Here is an 18,606-nt window from a genome sequence, read left to right on the forward strand (position 1 = left end):
TGCGAGCAGGGTTTCTTCGTTTTTTGCACCAGCTTTAATACGCGATATAAAAACTAGGATTTTTGAATTTCCCTGAATACATCAATATTATGTAATGCTTACGAGGAAAAGGAACCGTATGATGTGCTTGCAGGAACTTCCTACCTTACTTGATGTTATAACTTTGGGTCTTTCATCAGGCCTTTCTTTTGAAGCCTCATTGGATTTATATTGCATGCATTATAACGGCGTTCTTGCACAATTATTTCAACGTCAATTGTTGCAATATAGATTGGGCGTTATTTCTAGGCGAGCTGCTTTACAAGATATTGCTGACGATTTACATATTGATGCTCTTACACGTTTTACTTCAACGGTTATACAAGCACTTGAATGTGGATCGCCTTTAGTTGGAGTTTTATCGGATCAGGCACAAAGTATTCGAGATGCCCAGCGCTTTGAGTTGGAAGAAGAGATTGAAAAAATACCAGTTAAAATGCTCATACCTATGGGTGTACTTATCGTGCCAGCTATGCTTATTTCGATTATGGGGCCTCTTCTTGCTTCTGCCGTATAGTCTTGAGCAGCAGCTGAAAGCTTTTGAATCAAGTTGAATATACGTTGATATTGAACTGAAAGGACGCATATGTATTATAAACTTCATGCCTTAACGCAACGCCTGTATAAAAATATGCAGTGCCGTCTTGCAACGTTTCGTGTTGATACGTTGGGTCAAGGTACAACCGAATATGCCATCTTGGTTGGTGTTCTTGTTGTTATAGCTATTTTGGCTATCATTTCCTTTAAAGGAAAGATACAAGAATTATGGGATGCAATCAAAAACGGTATTGAACAATTGTAAGCGTGTATGATGCACAGACATGTAAAATATCAACCCGTCAGCTTTCCTTTTATGCTTAAACGCTATATTGCAGTAGTGCTTGTTTTGGTAATTGTAACCTGGATAGCACCCTTTATATGGTTTGTTGTACTTTGTCCAAGCGTCTCTTCTGAAAGCCAGAATCAATCTGATGTAGAGCCATTTGACGAATTGAGTGATAGTGCCTCACGGGCACCTGAATCACCTACGCATTTGTCTTTGGAACATCAGCAAAATGACTCACAAACAATTGCTATAAACAACGTGATAAGTGTGGATGATCAAGCTGCTATCGAAAATTTTATTAAGGATGATTTTCAAACGTCTTTAACCTGCGAAAGTTCGATTTCTCAGGTGATACGCTGCGTACTTACTACGTATAGGAATAAATCCGCATGTAAATTAGTCAAAAGCGGTTATTTTGATCTGCTGGGTCACATGTGGATGTGTATTATTCAACACCATGAATGGATAGATGTATGCCGTGTGCAAACGGATGTGTCTTCTAAAGGATGCAAAGTAACGAGGCTACGTATGCGCTATGAGCAATGGAGCGAGCAAGCACAGCAAAACACGGAGTAATGTGTGTCTGTGCTTAAGACGTCTTAATGCGTTATGTGGAAAACAGAGGTATATATGAGCTTTCTAAAAGGTGCTACAAATGAAGCCACTTCTCATAGGGTTTTGTCTGCCAAGTTGCATAAATCTCTTCGGCGTCTGTTTTCTGGTTGCTGGATATTCAAACATATACCGAGTCGTTGTGGTCAGGGGAGTTTGGAATATGTGTTGGTAACGGTAGCTTTTCTATCAATGATCCTTGCGCTGAGTGCTCTATGGCATGCATGGGCTAACAAAGATCTTTTACAAAGATCGATTGACGCTTCGTCTCATACAACTGCTCAAGGAGTGATTGGTGATGTACAGGATATCCTTCTTTATTAGCTGGCTTTATGGCTATGTACGTCAGCGCCAAGGACAATCAACAGTTGAAGCTGCCGCACTGTTGCCCATAATTTTTATACTGTGCGCATTGTTGTTGCAACCTATCATTCTTTCTTTCAGTTTATCGGTTATGCAGAGAACGGCAGCAGAAACAGCACGTGTAGCAGCTACTGATTTTGATGGATCTTATAAAGATTGTCAGGGTTTTGCCCTACGCAGACTAGAAGCGCTCCCACGTTTGGACATGTTTCACTCCGGTGATGAGTCGGATTGGGTGATTGAAATATCTCGTGATGAGCATGAAGTAGAAGTATCTATAACTGGGCATGTAACACCACTACCTTTATGGAAAGAGTTTCTCGAAATGTTTCATGAAAAAGATGACCGTGGCTTGATACTTCGCGCCCACATTAAACAGGCGTATCAATCTTCCTGGTTAGGAGGTTCATATGACGAATGGATGCAAATTTGGAATTGAATCGCATACACATGTTTCGCCGTTGAGTATATTTATTGCGGATAGGAAGGGATATACAACCACAAGCCTTGCGTGCGTACTGTTGGTAACACTTTCGCTTATTTTTTCACTGGCAATGCTTCACTGGATTTCAAGTAGAGCTGCAGACATTCAAGAAGTTGCCGATGCCACAGCACTTGCGGGTTCAAACTGTGTCTCATCGTTTGTAACGATTGTGCATGTCTTGGATGCCTTTGTTTTAAGTTTGGGATTAGTAGGGATGCTTGTATACGCTGTTGGATTGGTTGCTGCGGCAGTGCCGATTTTAAATGCATTTTCACCGCCTTTGCTTGATGTGGGGACGCAAGTATTTTTGGCACGGCAACGTTTTGCAAAAAGCGCTTATGCTGGAATTCAAAAATTTGAGCAAGCTTTACCTGCTCTTATTGCGTACAATTCACTTTCATGCGCGTATGCCAATAGCAGCGAAACATGTCCTTATGTTGGACTTGCAGTTCCATATCCATTTGTTTCTAAAAGTTCATATCCAGCTTTGACGGTAAGCGTTGATTCTAAGGATCTCAATAATGGTGGAAAACAGTTGCACGATCAATCAAAGGAACTAGAAGCCATAGAAAAAGAGATGAGTGAAAATAAATTGAGAGCATATCAGGCAGATTGCGTGGATAATCCGCATTGTATGAGAAGCCGTGCAGCTGATTTAACGTATTTGGATGGATCTCATAATCGCACGTATTCATATGACGAATGGGAGTTTGAGTTTGCAAGACAACGTGCAGAATCTTATTATGCGCAACGTCAAAGCATGGAAGTTCCTAAAAATTTGAGTTGGGATGAATATTGCCGATCTTGTGCTCGCAAGCAATTCTATTCATATGCGTATAAAAAAATCTCAGCTGTTTCATGCCAAAATGATGAGAACCTCTTTAATTTGCCTGAATTACCTCACAATGCAGATTCTGTAAGAGGATGCGAACTTTATACCGACAAACTATGGCCTGCATCATATGAAGATGGGAAGTTAGTGGCGCATTGTTCAATTGAGTATATGAATACCTCACCTGCTTGCTATGTGAGTCTACAAGAAATTGAACAAGGGGTAGCAAAAAGTAGTTCAACCGATGCGATAAATATATCTATTATGGGAAAAGTAGCTTCGGCATCCACGAATATTAACAATGGATTTGAATATTATTGGAAGATATTTCAACAAGCCGCGCGTGCTTATGCAAAAGCGCAAGAAAAAGCTGAAGAAGTTCAGCAAAAAATGCAAGAACAAGCCGAAACTACAGCAACTGCGTTTGATAAGGCTTTAGCACTTATAGGAACAGGACGGCCTCATTTGTGTCCGCCTGGTGCATATGGATGTGTTGCATTTGTCATTCGTTCCTCTGAACTTAAAACACCAGACAATCTAGTTTCTTCTTTTACCAGTTCAGCTCAACTACCTGGTGGTATAGCACTTTCGGCAGCTACGCTTGCCCCCGACGCCACAGATTCACAAAATGCTGTACTTAAAAGAACGGCAGAAGAAGTAAAAAAGTTGGATTTTCCGCTCGTATCTCCCGTAATAAGCTCGCTTTGCACACTCTGGGCTGACTTACTTGAAAATTACGGATCACTCTATGATCACATGAGCTCAATAACTGATGGTGTTTTTGGGAGTTTAAGTTTCTCTGGAAATTCTAAGATTGGTATGTGGCTAAAGCATAGACTCGGTGAAGTTATCACAAGTTTTGGGTTTGAGCCTGTGGATCTTCGTCTTCTAAAACCTGTACGTGTCAATTCTCAATATGTCTTACATAAAGCGGGTCTATCTCAAAACGATCAGCTACGCGCTTGGATCGAAAAAATGCCTCGTGATCCTCAAACGTTTAAAAAACGCTATCTTGAAAAACTAAAAAAGTTTTTGGGAGATGATTCGTTCACAATTGCACAAATCCCTAAACTAGGTTCGGAAGAATCTTATCCGATACGCCTGGATTTATCGTTTTTATTAGAGAAATAGTGTCATAGATAGCAAAGGTTGTAAGTCATGTTTGATAACACTCTGCACCATCTCTGTAGTGCCCTTGCTGCGCGTATCGACATTTTTTGCAGTAACAATAGAAATGTATGCCGCTTCAACTCCCATATTGCAGTCCTACAAGATAATGCAGGTCAGATGTGTGTTGAGCTGGTAGTGCTCATGCCTATTATTCTGGTAGTTATCTTGATTTCATATAATGTTGGCATGTATTGCAACTTATGTAGTCGCTTTGATCGTTGCGCGCGCGAGGCGATACTTGTTCAAGGTGTTGCTCCTGCTGGAGAACAAAGTGCTCAGCATGCATGCGAGGAAATTCAAAATCAACTACAAGCATCAATGGATACAGAGCTTTGTGATATTGAAGTACAAAATGATGCTTTGCATGCGGATCCATCGCGTCCTTTGTCCTATGCAGTTTCGCCTCTTCTTACCAGATATACCTGCACTATGAAATATAAACCTTGGCCATCATCGTTTGTTTGCGCAGGTGTTGCGTTTAGTCCCCAAGCCTATGTTGAGCATAAAAAGTTTCTTGTAGTTGATAGATTTAGAGCAGGAGTATTGGTGTAATTATGACTATAAAGCTTATAAAAACCTCTTCACAAACTATGTTGGGGGAGTTTGAAGTTCTTGAATCAATATGCGCAAAGTTACGAGGACTTATAGGAACAACCACGCAGCATAGAGGCGTTATTCTTGCTCGATGTTCTTCGATTCATACGTATTGGATGGCGTATCCGCTTGATGTTGCTTTTATTGATAGCCGTGGGGTAGTGATAAAAAGCTGTCGCAATCTGAAGCCCTGGCATGTTAGGACAGCGAGGAAGGCTCAATGGACTATTGAGCGTCCGTGTTCGATGACGGCATGGTTTAAAGAAGGTGATCGAATTATGTTTGAAGGGTGCATTTGCTAGTTCAACGTGAAAGGAGTTATTTATGCAGTTTATGAGGGAGGCCAATCATCTTGAGATGATGAACAGTACGAAAGATCTAGATTCTGAATCAGTTGATATTACCAATACGCTTCATATACCTATGGAGTCTTATATGAAGACAGCCGAAAGCATTTCACGTGCTTCGGCTGATAGCAAAGATGCAGTGCAACACATGTGCACGACGAAACGTTGTCCTGTATGTGATGAAGAACTTTTTGAAGATATGAACATATGCTATGGGTGCTTATATGATTTTTCTCGCACTTCGTCTGACCGAGAGCAGGGAAAATATGAAGCCCATCCAAGCGCGCAGCAAAAGTCTGATATGCATACTAACGAGCTTACCAGTTCCGAATTTTTGATTCACTCTGAAATTCTTGACACAAAAATTCGCTTTAGTAATCAGTTACGAGTGGGAAGATCATCCTCTAATGATGTTGTCTTGCACGCTCATTCTGTTTCGCGTAATCATATCAGAATCTTTATTAACAAAGATGAGGTATTAGTAGAGGATTGTGGAGCAACTAATGAAGCAAAAATTCATGGTCGCGCGATTATGGATCCTGTATCAGTTATGGTAGGTGATACGATTGACGTATGCGGAATTACGTTTACACGGCTCTCGTAATATATTGTTATGAGTTGATTATGCATTGTGAGCACTTCGTTTGCAGCTTCATTGTCACCTATGATCATAGCTATTTACAATGGTTCTTTGATATACTTGTCTATATGTGTTTACCTGTTCTTAAGCTATGAGAATGGATATAGATGAAAACTTTAAAGCTCAATCAGAGTTGCCACTTGCAAAATGTGTGTTTCTTCTTGATCTATACCGTTTATACAACACTTATGTGTGTACTGGCTCGTGTGTTTGTGCCTAGAGTGACTGCGTTTAGTAGGCGGAATAGCTCACTGATACACTTTTGTAAAATTGTTAGCGCGCTCGCGTGCGGTATGTATCTTTTGAGCTGCTCATTTATGCCCGCGTACGCGTTAGCAGATAAAAATTATCGCATCACAGATGTTAATATTTATGCTTCGCTAACCACTGATGGCACATTACAAGTTCGTGAACGTCGTACTTTTGAGTTTAAAGGCTCGTTTAAAGGCGTATATTGGGATCTTCCCTTTGGAAATTATGAACATCGCTATATTGAACCTCAAGATATTAAGGTTTCTGAGCTTGCAACGCCAGATGCACAAAGCGCCTCATCTGTATCGTATGAGGTAGAGAACGAATCAACATATAAGCATGTAAAAGTATATTCTGCACATAGGAATGATCGCGCAACCTTTGAAATATCGTATAAGTTGCCCCGTGTTGCAATGCGTTATCGAGATACCTCGGTGCTCTATTGGAAGTTTGTATCGGATGGATGGAAAAAAGGTTCAAATAATGTAACATGCACGATTGAATTGCCTTGTCCTTCAGGGGAAGCGGTTCGTGAAGGCAAAAATGTTCAAGCATGGGCGCATGGACCTGTTGATGGATCGCTCGCGTTTAATTCTTGCGGTATTACTTGCACGGTGCCCGAGGTACCCTCACATGCTTTTGCAGAAGTTCGCATCTTGTTCCCAAATTCGTGGCTTTCCGCTGCCGATCAAGTAGAAGCTGATAAAAAAGAAAGCATACTAACAGAAGAGCGTGCATGGGCACAACAAACTAATCGAGAGCGTGAGATAAGACTGCTTGCACCTCGTGTGCTTCAAGTTGTGCTGGCTGCGTTTATTGCTCTTGCATGCGTTGTAAGAATTGTGCTGTGGATATCTAAAAAGCGCTGCTATCGACCTCAGTTTAGCGATCCCTATTTTAGGGATGTACCATCTCATGATCATCCAGCTGTGCTTGGATATCTGTATTACGATAAGGACATCCGTCCGTCAGCTCTAATGGCTTCTCTTATGCGTTTATGCGATTTAGGTGTCTGTAAGCTACAACCTTGTAACGACATGCCTTTAGCCGCTCAAAGCGAGGTCAGCAAAAAAGATAAGCAATCTTATGAGCTTATCATCCAAAAAGATAAAGACTATTTAGATACGCTTTTCCAAAACCAAGATCCCCATTACGCTCAATGTTTGGGATTATCGGATATAGCTACGCTTAGACAAACACATGCTGAAAAGCGCAATCGCTCGGCTTTACATGTTCTTGATATAGATAAAAAGGCCTATGATTTCTTAACGAGTTTTGTCAAAGTTCCCAAGAATTCCAATACTGATGAGCCTGTTTCATATGTTGGTGCTCATGTGAGTTTTGCCGATATGCATGCACTTAACGCTTCGCAAGCCAACGCATCATCCTGTGCGAAAGCGTACCAGAATTGGCATCAAAGCGTTGAGAGTGCTGCTATGTATCGTGCATTTTTCTTTGCTCGTCGCTCTTCTGCTGTTTCGCGCGCACGTGTATGCTGCTGGATATTTATAGTGTTGGCAACATTGTTGGTTTGTCTTAGCTGCATTGGTTGGTTAAGCGGTTATATGGTTTTTGATGCCATGTTATTGGGTGAGCTCATAGCAGTCTGCCTTGTTTTTTGTGGGTATGTATATGCGCTTAAAAGCTATAAGGCTCTTTCACAAGAAGCTATCGAAATTCGCGCCAAGTTGCATGCTTTTCGTCGTTGGGCGCTTGATTTTACGCGCCTTAAAGAAACTATTCCAACTGACCTGATTCTTTGGAACAGATTGCTTGTTTTAGCGGTTGTGTTGGGTGTTTCAAGCAATTTATTAAAGAACATCCATGCAAGTAACTCCGACATGGAAATAGGCGACATCGGCGACGACTTTGTTATGTATTGGTGGTACGCATCGCTCTTTTCACCACGTATGTCTGCCTATACGCCTCTTGATGATTTTTCAAGAGGAATTGATAACGTTACAAGTTTTTCCGCTTCTCTTACTAATGCTGATAATCCTTTTGGTGAAGCAAGCAGCTTATTTGGTGAATCAGGCGGATTTTCGGGCTTCGGCGGAGGCGGCGGCTTTGGCGGCGGAGGCGGAGGCGGTGCCTTTTAGCTTGGATATCTGTAACGTGAAGCTTGATTGTTTATCGCTGGTGAGGAGAATACAATGGATTATTTAACCAATATCATTGATTTTATAACATCGGCATTACCGTGTATAGCTGGTGTCATTATCGGTGAGGTGATTGTTAAAGTATGGGAAAAACATCATGACAACTAAGTCACACTAACAGCAAATAATTATTACGTCAAACACAACGTAAAGAGTAATAATTCATTGATTCAAAAGCCGAAGGAACATATGCATACGAGCATAATACACAAACATGTTATTCTGTGTTTGTTAACTAATAGTTAAAATTACAGAAAAAAGGGAACAGCACAAAGTATGACCTTTTGGCATAATGTAAAACGCTAATTTTTGGAGTACTAAAAATAAAATTATCCTTATATTAGGCTATATTAGGATTGTATACCTGTAGTTTGTACATTCTTTTTTTATTACTAACATCCCTGTAGGACTGAAACCAACAGGAATGTTAGTAAATTGACAATGTTATATATAAATGAGTACCTGTAGAGTGCTTTTTCTAACACGCTGCTATTTCACCTCATATCACACCTTGTAAGTAACAGCGTTTTTATGAAATAAAAAAATCCTGAAAATAATGCTTTTATTTAAGCTTCATTGAAGTCAGCTATCAATTGTATTCAATCTACGAAAGGAGCTTAAATATGAAAAGAATACACAGTATGCTTTTGAAAATGGTTTCTTTTGTGATAGCGTTATCTACGTTAGCATTTATTGCTTCACCTGCATTTGCGGATGGATTTCAATTTATAAATGTAACGGGAACGTTTGAAGCTGGTGTTGGTATTAAGGAACCTGGCGTTGGTATTCTTAGTTGCCAAAAAGCAGAAAATGGAATTGCAGTTAACCCAGATGGATACCAGCTCAACAATAAAGACGGTTCAAGCACTCTAACCAATGTTTCATATCTTATTTTGCCAGAAAATGAAAATCCAAAAGGCAAGAAACTTCACACACAACTGGCAAACAAAATAGCCATTCCTAGCAACAAGATGAAGGACGGAGTCTATAAGCTTTACGTTACCGACCTTCGTGAGGATAGTAATGGGAAGTTGTTTATTTTTAAGTTTATTGTACGCAATCCCAACCCTGTTACTAATATTGTGACAATCAATGAAGGTGGCAAACCTTATCTTTTGCTTACTTTTTGAATGGCGATACAAGAAAAGTTGATTTGAGCAGTTTAGCTGGACTTAAGGGCGATAAAGGTGATCAAGGCTCTGTTGGTCCTAAGGGCGACCAAGGTTCTGCTGGCCCAAAGGGTGATAAAGGCGACAAGGGTGATAAAGGTGACAAAGGCGACCAAGGACCTGCTGGCCCAAAAGGTGATAAAGGCGACAAGGGTGATAAGGGCGATAAGGGTGACCAAGGACCTGCTGGCCCAAAAGGTGATAAAGGCGACAAGGGTGATAAGGGCGATAAGGGTGACCAAGGACCTGCTGGCCCTGCTGGTCAAAAAGGTGACGAGGGCGACCAAGGCCCTAAAGGTGACCAAGGAGCCGCAGGCAGCTTAGCTGGAAGTGGCTCACAACCAGATTATCTAGATGGCTTTGGGTATAGCTTTGAAAAGTCTCCACAGACAAGTGATATAAATTCGTATGCGTTGCCTATGTTGATTACTGGTGCAAGTATTTTGTCATCCGTGTTTCTTAAGAAAAAGTTGTTTTAGATATTTGCTCTTACATAAGTGGGTTATGTGCATATACCTAGTATTTGCACACGTTTATTAACTGAACTGCAAAACAAGCCGATTAACTGAAGGAAACAACAGTTAATCGGCTTACGTGTAAGTACGTTCATGAGCCTTTTGCAATATGAGTAACACTTAATTTTTATGCTGTAAAACAGCTCACACACTATTTATCTTTAGAACCTTTAAGAGAAGGATAAAATGTTGCGCTGCTAAAGACATCTTTAATGGTCTTTCCATTAATAAAGCCAAGCATAAGAAATTCATCTACGGTTGCAACCAATTCGCTACAATCAACAAAGTGATTTTTTGCATTTCTAAGGCTTGTATCTTGCGCGCGCCATGCTTCGTAATTTGCATCGGTCAAATAGTAAACATCGTTATCTACCTTCATATATACCGAATGGTGCGTATGCAGATAATCGGCCAGCTGGTCATAATTGATGTCGAGTACCTCATCAGATTTCTTACCCATGATGCATCCTTTCTCATGGTTTACTAATGCTTTTATTGTATCGTGCAACAAGCATAAAACTATGAGATTTAGGCAAGCGAACATATTCTTGTGGTAAGCGTAAGGATAAGATGTATTTATTTATTTATTTATTTATTTATTTCGTCTGAGTCGAGATGTGCTTGTCTATATATGCCTTAAGTTCTTCTACATTTGAACACAAAGGATTTGCACCCAGTTGTATAAGCTCATCTTTATCTCTAAAGCCCCAGCTGACACTTGCACACCTACAATGCGCGTTGCGTGCAGTTTGTATATCAACTTCGGAATCACCTACATATAAACAGTGCTGAGGCGTTGTATGAAGCTTGTCCATCATCGCAAACACATGGTCTGCCGCCGGCTTTAACGGGTATGCATCACTAGCTCCTGCATATACATCAAAACAGTCAGTAAAATGAGTATCTACCAGCGCACGTACATCGCAATCAGGTTTATTAGAAAGCACGCCCAGCTTAACATGAGCTTGTTTTAAGTGTTTTAACAGCAAAATTATCCCTTCATACGGAGAAGTTTTTTCCGCATGATGTGTGGCGTAATATGCACAAAACGTTTCAAATACACGAGTATAAAGCTCTGGTTTGGCACCATCACCCACACACTGTTTTATAAGATTGCGTGCTCCATTGCCTAGATATGCGCGAACTTGACTTGTTGAGCACGGCGTGCATCCGTTGGTGACAAGTGCATAATTAACCGACGTAGCTAAATCATGAAGTGTGTCTAAAATAGTACCATCCATATCAAAGATAACAGCATTGATTGGGGTATCATCGCAAGTGGTATTGTCTGCTTGAAGTGTTGCGTCTAAAGCAGATTCTTGTGCACGGCTTGGATCATCAGATACAAGCGAATTGTCTGTGTGCAATGGTGCATACACGTCCGAAAGTGATGAATTGCAAGAATAAGCACAACGCATACGTAAACTCCTTATGTGCAAAAATTAAGCTGTAAAGAGTATACGTCTACCTGTACGCATGAAACATAAGATGCTTAAATCGTCCATCTTTTATGCCTTGATGGAGTATGATTCAACACATCCGCCTTACGCGAAACCCATTGATAATTGCTATAACGGTTTCACCAGAGACTTATGTCACATCAGTCCCACTCGTAAGTGCAGAACCTATTGATAATGCAGCGATTCTACAGGATCAAGCATGGCAGCGCGTCTTGCAGGATAAAAACCAAATATAATACCTATGCATACACAAATTCCCACCGCTAACCCAACAGATTTTGCATCAATAGCTGCATTGACATGCATCTGCATGAACATCGAAACCAGTACAGCTAAGCCCTGTGCGCATAAAAATCCCAAGAGCATGCCAATAATGCCGCCGGTAACGCACAGGCAAACCGATTCAAGGAGGAATTGTTTGGTGATGTCGTGGCGCTTGGCACCCAAAGCTTTTCTTAAGCCAATTTCGCGAATACGCTCTGACACATTGGTAAGCATCATGTTCATAATACCAATACCACCAACGAGCAAAGATATACCTGCTATACAGCCGACCATCATCTGAAAACCACTCATAAAGCTGTTGAAACCTTTTGTTACGCCTTCAACCGATTGAACAGCAAAGTTAGGCATTTTGTTAGGTGCATCTTTATCGCTTTTGTAATTAAAACGAGAAGAAATCCATTCCTTGGTGCGTTTTTCCGTTTCTTCAACTTTATTTTTATCGTCAACAACACCTAAAAGTTCCGTACACGACATCGAGTGACTCATGCGCATCTGAAGCGTTTTAAGCGGTGTAAAGAGCTGAACAGTTTTCCCTGCGAACCCAAGGGATGGCATATTTGCGCTTTCTGCAATTCCAACAATGGTATAGGGGCGACCTTTTAAGCGGATTGTTTTTCCAATTGCCTGTTCACACAATGATTTTTCTTCTTGTGCCGAAAGCGAAGGGGTAGAGGAGTTTCCTTTAGGCTTACTATCTGCTTCCTGCACTTCTTGCTTGGTTGCGGACGCACTTATTTTTGAGTGAATGACGCCTTCGGAGTTAAGCTCAAAAAGCTCCTTTACGCTTGTTTTATCAAGCATAATAACATCTGAGCCTTCCGCATATTGTGAATTAGCAAAGCTACTTCCTGCAATAATCTCAATACCTTGAGCAGACAAGTATCCTTTACTAATGCCAGTAACTTGAGCATTGACGGCGCCTGTGCTCACAGAAATAGTATCAGATGCCATTGCAACACCCATAAAATCGCGATACGTGGGAATATCGCTTTTGATCTTTGTAATATCGGCTTCTGACCAGCTATCCTTGTCTTGATACATGGTAACGTAGATTAATTTACTACGCTCAAGCCCAAGTGAGGACGATAAGGTATTTTGAATACCACCAATAAGGGAAGTCATAGAAATAACTGCGGTAATGCCAATTACAATTCCTAAAATGGTAAGAATTGAGCGTCCTTTATTAGCTTTAAGCGCTTCCCAGGTTTCCAAGCATAAATCACGTACGTTCATGTTAAGCCTCTTCCGTGGCGTGTACTTTTCAAAACAGCTTGTTTTTCTTCTTCATCGCTTAAAAGATGTCCATCACGAATGTGAACACAGCGATCTGCCCACGTTGCAACTTCGGGATCGTGTGTAATAAGAATAATTGTTTTTCCTTGGCTTTTGAGCTGTTTGAACGTTTTAAGGACCATCTCACTTGTTGCGGAGTCAAGGTTTCCCGTTGGCTCATCAGCAAGAATAACAGCTGGATTGTTTACCAATGCTCGTGCAATTGCAACACGTTGCATTTGGCCACCCGATAGCTCATTTGACTTGTGATTGTAATACGTTGCAGGTAATCCAACCGATTCTAAGCACCTGCACGCTCGTTCAAAACGTAAGTCTGCTGGATAGTTTGAATAGACTAAGGGCAACGTTACGTTTTTAAGTACCGTGGCACGTGGCAACAAGTTGAATGACTGAAAAACAAAACCCAAGCGCTTTGCTCTAATAGTTGCCAGTTCGTCGTCAGAAAGTGTGGCAATATCTATTCCTTCAAGAAAATAGCTTCCTTGAGTAGGTGTATCAAGACAGCCAAGAATATTCATAAGCGTTGATTTACCCGAACCCGAAGGCCCCATAATGCATAGAAATTCACCTTGTTCTACACAAAGAGAAACCCCTTTAAGCGCATGAACACTTCCTGCTTTTGATTCATAGACGCGATGAATATTTTTTATATCCACAACAGCACTCATACCTATCCTTCCTAATTTTGTGAGGAGGAGTCGTCTGAGCTTGCATTGCGTTTGAGGCTTGTGCCTTCAGCTACACCTTCGATTGCTGTTTGTGAGCCACTCCGTGCAATTACGTTTACAGCCTGCTTGGTAAAACTCTTTGCATTTCCATCGTGATTGTCGTCTAACACATATACATACGATGTTCCATCTTCTTCAACGATACAAGAAGTTGGTACTACAAGGGCATTTTTTACTTCTTGGGTAACAATTTCTACGTCGGCAGTCATACCGCATTTGATTGATTCATGAGGCTTGTCAATAAGAACATCAACCGCATAATTTGCCATGGTATTGCTTGTGGCGGCACCCATTTGGCTTGGTGATACCGCAGCATTTTCCGCTGTACTTGCTATATTTTCTACCACAGCGTCACAGGTAACACCAGGCAGCGCGCTGAACGTTACTTTTGCTTGCTGTCCAGGTTTTATTGCAGAAATATCAATTTCGCTGACGCTAAGACGAACGCGCATCTTTGAAAGATCGGCAATTTGGATGAGTATGCCATTTTCGGGGTTTTGGCCAATGCTTCCAGCCATACCAGCAGTAAGTGAACCTACCGCTGCGCCTCGCTTTGCGTTCATGGTGATAACGTTACCGTCGCATGGGGCTACAACCGTGCGTTTGTTTGCTTTTTCGCGGGCGTCATCAACGGCTGACTGTGCTTGATCGGCGGCTAATTTTGCCTGATCTATAGCACTTTGAGCAGAGGCTACACTTTCGTAAACGGTATCTGGATCTGGAAGTGCTTTTTGGACTTCTGCACTAGGTGCACTGTTGTATTCATTGAGTGCTTTACGATAGCTAGCGTAAGCTCGTGAATACGCATCTCGTGCACTTTTTACCTGCTTCTTTGCAACATTAAGCTGGTTTTGTGCAGTTTGCACCGCTTTATCAAGTGTATCGTTTTTGATAGTAAATAGTACGTCACCTTTTTTTACGTTGGCTCCTTGGTTTACGCGGACTTCATCAATAATGCCATCGACCTCGGGAGTAACTACGGTATTAGAAACAGGCTCTGCCGTACCCGAGGTTTTTATAGTACTGGTAAAATCGTGCTTTTCTACCGTTGCGAGAGGTGCGTCTTGCGCTGAATTGTGAGACTTTGAAAGAAATGATCCTACAACACCTGCAATAATGAACAAAACACATATACCCAGAATAGACAAACCGATGATTTTATTTTTACGGCGCTTTTTCTTGCGCAACTCCATGATGGCGTTAAGTGCTTGATTGGCATCTGCTTCGTCTTTTTTTAGAGTTGACATATTTTGAGCAGGTACTTGGTTATTTTGAGGGAGGGGAGGCACTGTATTGGTGTTTTTCTTAAACATGACTCATCCTTTGTAGGGGTTTGCTTATAGCAGTATTGTACCAAAACATTTGTTTGTCTATGGAGTTCTTTTCTTACATTTTTGTAAGATTTCTTTAAGACATGCAGCTAAAGCATATACGCGATATACAGTCCAAGTTTTTACGCGCATTGTAAAGCTCAAGTGTATATGCGCAGCCCTTGGGCACCGCAGCGTGTCGTGTGTGCCCTTGAATACCGCGGTGCGTCGTACAACCCTTGGGCAATGCGGCGCGGCGCGTACCCAAGATAATTTAGATTATTAAAGGAATATGAGCAATAAGCATGTACACTCAGACATTTTGTTATATTCTTTATAAGTTATACAGCTCAGAGTCATAACTAAAATCATGTTTGCAAGCGTTTTAGTCACAGCTACACTGAGCCATGTAAACACTGGGTTTTCAGTTTGGATTACAAACGTACAAAGAGGTGGGGTATGGCGTTTTCTATGCATACGCATACATGCGGTGAACTTCGTGCACACGATGTTGGCAGCACGGTTACGTTAACTGGTTGGGTATGGCATCGTCGTAATCTTGGCGGCTTAATTTTTATTGATCTTCGAGATCGAAGCGGCTATACACAAATTGCATGTGACCCTAACTTTAAAGACGGCGTTGCTTTTAATACCGCGCAAGACATAAGACCCGAATGGCCTGTTTTGGTTTCGGGAACTGTTCGTCTGCGTCCCGAAGGTCAAGCAAATACTTCTATGCCAACAGGCGAAGTAGAGGTATTGGTTGATACTATTGAAGTTCTTAATACGTCACAAACACCTCCCTTTCAGATCGAAGATAAAATAGACTTATCTGAGGATATGAGTCTTACCTATCGCTACTTGGACATTCGTCGTCCACGTGTGCTCAACAATCTTAAATTACGTAGCAACTTTGCCCATGCGTTGCGTCAGGCGTTTCACGAACATGATTTTATCGAAGTTGAAACACCTGCGCTCTTTAAGTCAACTCCAGAAGGTGCGCGCGATTTTTTGGTTCCTTCACGTGTTCGCGCAGGTCATTTTTATGCATTGCCACAATCTCCTCAGCTGCTTAAAGAATTGCTGATGGTTGGTGGTGTTGAGCGTTACTATCAAATTGTAAAATGCTTTAGAGACGAAGACTTTAGAGCCGATAGACAGCCCGAGTTTACGCAAGTAGACGTAGAGATGAGTTTTGTAACTCAAGAAAATATACTTGATATGGCAGAGGCAATCTTGTCTAAGGCGTTCACGCAGGTAGGCGTAAAATTCCCTCAGCATCTTGAGCGCATGCAATACTGGGATGCTATGGATACCTACGGTTGCGATAAGCCTGATACGCGCTTTGGCATGAAAATGCACAATGTTACCAAACTGGTTGAGCACAGTGCATTTAAAGTATTTTCGCAAGCAGCTCAACATGGTCAACGTGTTGTAGGTATGTGCGCTAAAACCGCTGGTAACTGGGGTAGATCTCGCATTGATAAGTTGGCTGATGTGGCAAAGAAAAACGGCGCTGCAGGCCTTGTGTGGATAGCGTTGCACGACGATGGCTCAATTAAAAGCCCTATTGCTAAGTTTTTACAAGAGGACGAAATTCACGCGCTTTGCGCCGAAATGGAAGCACAACCTGGAGATTTGCTGCTCTTTATTGTTGATAAACGCCTTGTAGCCGACCAAGCAATGGGTGCTTTACGTCTTCATTTGGCTGATGAACTGTCTATTAAGCGATGCGGTCACAGCTTCTTATGGGTGGTAAATTTCCCGCTTTTCCATTGGGATCCCGAGCGTAATGCCTATGCATCTGAGCACCAGCCGTTTACACTACCTCGCGCAGAAGATATGGATAAGCTTTCAGTTGATCCACTTTCGGTTGGTTCATACACGTATGACTTTGTTATGGACGGATATGAAGCAGGCGGTGGTGGTATGCGTATTCACGATGCCGAGCTTCAAATGCGCATTCTTAAAATGCTTGGCTTTACCGAAGCACGCGCTCGTGCGCAGTTTGGCTTCTTACTGGATGCTCTTACCTTTGGTGCGCCTCCCATGGGTGGCTTTGCATTAGGTCTTGATAGAATTTGTATGCTTTTAGCAGGTGCAGATTCAATTAGAGATGTGATAGCTTTTCCAAAATCAACGTCCGCGTCCGATCTTATGAGCGCAGCACCATCTGTCGTAAGTGCGCAACAATTGAGCGATTTACACTTACGTGTAGTGGAAGATGACAAGCAAATATAAACTGTATACATAAATACGATGTATGCTTAATTGTTAACTATGGCGTACTTTACGATGATTATATCCTCGTAAAGTACGCTTTTTTAGATTTATACATATTGTATATTCAGCTATGATTCAGCGATATAAAAAAATTATATAAGCGCCATTCAAATAAGAAAGTTAACTATGTATCCTATTCTTTTCGGGTAAAATTCTCTCATCTTGGTAAAGGCTTGCCTGTTAGCAGGCATGAGTAGGAGATGAATATGAAACACTTGAAGAGAAAAGCCCTTGTTGCCTCAAACGTAGGTAGAGCTGCTGTTGCAACTGGACTGTCGCTTTCCATGTTGGCAGGTAGCCTTGTTACATTGCCTTCGGTTTCTTTTGCTGATACGCCTCAGAGCGAATTTTCAAAGTATGCTGCACTTGTTAAAAAGTATGCTGCAAGTAAAGACCTGAGTCCCGAGCAAATTGAACAACTTAAACGCGAGGTAAACGCCGCGAAAGACGACTATAAAGAATCTCTTAAAAGTCCTTTCAAAAAATATGCTGAAGCAGTTCAAGAGTATGCAAATAGTGGTAAGCTCAATAAAGATCAACAGCAAGCATTAAAAAATCATGTTCAACAGACAAGAAAGTCTTGGAATGTTGCAAAATCAGGTGATAATACACCTGCTAACCCAGGTGATAATACACCTGTAAACCCCTCAGCAAGCGATGCAAACTCAGGTGATACTACACCTGCAAACCCCTCGGCTATTCAACGTTATGCTCAACTGCTTGAAAAGATAAATTCAGGTACGTTATCTGCAGAAGAATTAAAATCTGCCAAGGCAGAGGCTAACGAACTTTACAACGATGTTGTTAAACACTCTCATAAGTTAAGTGCTATTCAGCGTTATGCGCAATTGCTAGAAAAGATTAATTCAGGTACGTTATCTGCAGAAGAATTAAAATCTGCCAAGGCAGAAGCTAACAAACTTTATAAGGAGATTATACAAGGTTCTCACAACGACAAACCCGAAAACGAAGATCCTAAAGATACTGATAAACAGCCATCCGACACCGATCAGAATAACAGCAAGCAGGGAGGAAAACAAAAGGGAACTCCTAAAACATCTGATCCGTTTGGCATTTCTGGCATTTTAGGCAGTGTTGCTGGTTTAGCGACACTTGGAGCGGGATTTGTAGCTCGTAAACGCTTTTAAGTAATCTTGCACATTTAGGTATATAGTGCGATTATAAAAGCTCTCCTTTCGTATAGAAAAGAGAGCTTTTTTGCACAAGCACACACTTTCAGCATGT

The 18,606-nt window shown here is 41.4% G+C and carries 19 protein-coding genes; 14 read left to right on the top strand and 5 right to left on the bottom strand.

From position 1 onward, the window contains the following. Window positions 1-118 precede the first annotated feature (118 nt). The 12 genes from HMPREF0091_RS02840 to HMPREF0091_RS02895 all read left to right on the top strand — a co-directional run bounded on the left by HMPREF0091_RS02840 (window position 119) and on the right by HMPREF0091_RS02895 (window position 9,966). The gene (locus tag HMPREF0091_RS02840; RefSeq protein ID WP_160149235.1) at window positions 119-556 is read left to right on the top strand and encodes a type II secretion system F family protein; all 438 of its coding nucleotides are present in this window, start codon (window positions 119-121) and stop codon (window positions 554-556) included. Window positions 557-670: 114 nt separating this feature from the next. Continuing rightward, on the top strand, window positions 671-841 hold the full coding sequence (locus HMPREF0091_RS02845) for a peptidase (protein ID WP_332259257.1): 171 nt from the start codon (window positions 671-673) through the stop codon (window positions 839-841). Between the two features lie 6 nt (window positions 842-847). Further along, window positions 848-1,441, top strand: a complete 594-nt coding sequence (locus HMPREF0091_RS02850) for a hypothetical protein (protein ID WP_006302752.1) — start codon at window positions 848-850, stop codon at window positions 1,439-1,441. Window positions 1,442-1,495: 54 nt separating this feature from the next. Then, entirely contained in the window at window positions 1,496-1,801 is a 306-nt protein-coding gene (locus HMPREF0091_RS02855) for a hypothetical protein (protein ID WP_010241963.1), read from the top strand. Continuing rightward, window positions 1,776-2,279, top strand: a complete 504-nt coding sequence (locus HMPREF0091_RS02860; RefSeq protein WP_006302754.1) for a TadE/TadG family type IV pilus assembly protein — start codon at window positions 1,776-1,778, stop codon at window positions 2,277-2,279. Before HMPREF0091_RS02855 ends, HMPREF0091_RS02860 begins: the two co-directional genes overlap by 26 nt. Continuing rightward, a complete protein-coding gene (locus HMPREF0091_RS02865; protein WP_006302755.1) occupies window positions 2,251-4,287 on the top strand; it encodes a hypothetical protein in 2,037 nt (678 codons plus the stop codon). Before HMPREF0091_RS02860 ends, HMPREF0091_RS02865 begins: the two co-directional genes overlap by 29 nt. A gap of 27 nt (window positions 4,288-4,314) precedes the next feature. After that, entirely contained in the window at window positions 4,315-4,878 is a 564-nt protein-coding gene (locus tag HMPREF0091_RS02870) for a hypothetical protein (RefSeq protein WP_006302756.1), read from the top strand. A 2-nt stretch (window positions 4,879-4,880) separates the two neighbouring features. After that, entirely contained in the window at window positions 4,881-5,222 is a 342-nt protein-coding gene (locus tag HMPREF0091_RS02875) for a DUF192 domain-containing protein (protein ID WP_006302757.1), read from the top strand. Window positions 5,223-5,244: 22 nt separating this feature from the next. Then, window positions 5,245-5,871: an FHA domain-containing protein gene (locus HMPREF0091_RS02880; RefSeq protein ID WP_006302758.1), complete on the top strand. Its 627-nt coding sequence runs from the start codon at window positions 5,245-5,247 to the stop codon at window positions 5,869-5,871. Between the two features lie 353 nt (window positions 5,872-6,224). Beyond that, the gene (locus tag HMPREF0091_RS02885) at window positions 6,225-8,258 is read left to right on the top strand and encodes a DUF2207 domain-containing protein (RefSeq protein ID WP_006302760.1); all 2,034 of its coding nucleotides are present in this window, start codon (window positions 6,225-6,227) and stop codon (window positions 8,256-8,258) included. Window positions 8,259-8,941: 683 nt separating this feature from the next. After that, window positions 8,942-9,448, top strand: coding sequence for a hypothetical protein (locus tag HMPREF0091_RS02890; protein WP_006302761.1), 507 nt, complete (start codon window positions 8,942-8,944; stop codon window positions 9,446-9,448). 23 nt (window positions 9,449-9,471) lie between these two features. After that, a complete protein-coding gene (locus HMPREF0091_RS02895; RefSeq protein WP_010240933.1) occupies window positions 9,472-9,966 on the top strand; it encodes a collagen-like domain-containing protein in 495 nt (164 codons plus the stop codon). A gap of 187 nt (window positions 9,967-10,153) precedes the next feature. Here HMPREF0091_RS02895 and HMPREF0091_RS02900 read toward each other — a convergent pair whose 3' ends face one another. From HMPREF0091_RS02900 to HMPREF0091_RS02920, 5 genes are all read right to left on the bottom strand, one after another. Further along, window positions 10,154-10,462, bottom strand: coding sequence for a hypothetical protein (locus HMPREF0091_RS02900; RefSeq protein WP_010240935.1), 309 nt, complete (start codon window positions 10,460-10,462; stop codon window positions 10,154-10,156). A gap of 136 nt (window positions 10,463-10,598) precedes the next feature. Continuing rightward, the gene (locus tag HMPREF0091_RS02905) at window positions 10,599-11,420 is read right to left on the bottom strand and encodes an HAD family hydrolase (protein WP_010240937.1); all 822 of its coding nucleotides are present in this window, start codon (window positions 11,418-11,420) and stop codon (window positions 10,599-10,601) included. A gap of 207 nt (window positions 11,421-11,627) precedes the next feature. After that, window positions 11,628-12,980: an ABC transporter permease gene (locus HMPREF0091_RS02910; protein ID WP_006302765.1), complete on the bottom strand. Its 1,353-nt coding sequence runs from the start codon at window positions 12,978-12,980 to the stop codon at window positions 11,628-11,630. Continuing rightward, entirely contained in the window at window positions 12,977-13,708 is a 732-nt protein-coding gene (locus tag HMPREF0091_RS02915) for an ABC transporter ATP-binding protein (protein WP_006302766.1), read from the bottom strand. The genes HMPREF0091_RS02910 and HMPREF0091_RS02915 overlap by 4 nt, the downstream gene beginning before the upstream one ends. An 11-nt stretch (window positions 13,709-13,719) precedes the next feature. Further along, on the bottom strand, window positions 13,720-15,081 hold the full coding sequence (locus HMPREF0091_RS02920; RefSeq protein ID WP_006302767.1) for an efflux RND transporter periplasmic adaptor subunit: 1,362 nt from the start codon (window positions 15,079-15,081) through the stop codon (window positions 13,720-13,722). 456 nt (window positions 15,082-15,537) lie between these two features. Here HMPREF0091_RS02920 and aspS point away from each other — a divergent pair, with 456 nt between their 5' ends. Further along, complete coding sequence (gene aspS, locus HMPREF0091_RS02925; RefSeq protein WP_006302768.1) at window positions 15,538-17,319, top strand: aspartate--tRNA ligase; 1,782 nt, start codon at window positions 15,538-15,540, stop codon at window positions 17,317-17,319. Between the two features lie 248 nt (window positions 17,320-17,567). Beyond that, the gene (locus HMPREF0091_RS02930; RefSeq protein ID WP_010241738.1) at window positions 17,568-18,509 is read left to right on the top strand and encodes a hypothetical protein; all 942 of its coding nucleotides are present in this window, start codon (window positions 17,568-17,570) and stop codon (window positions 18,507-18,509) included. The last annotated feature ends 97 nt before the right edge of the window (window positions 18,510-18,606 follow it).

Source organism: Fannyhessea vaginae DSM 15829, assembly GCF_000159235.2.
GTDB classification, from domain to species: domain Bacteria; phylum Actinomycetota; class Coriobacteriia; order Coriobacteriales; family Atopobiaceae; genus Fannyhessea; species Fannyhessea vaginae.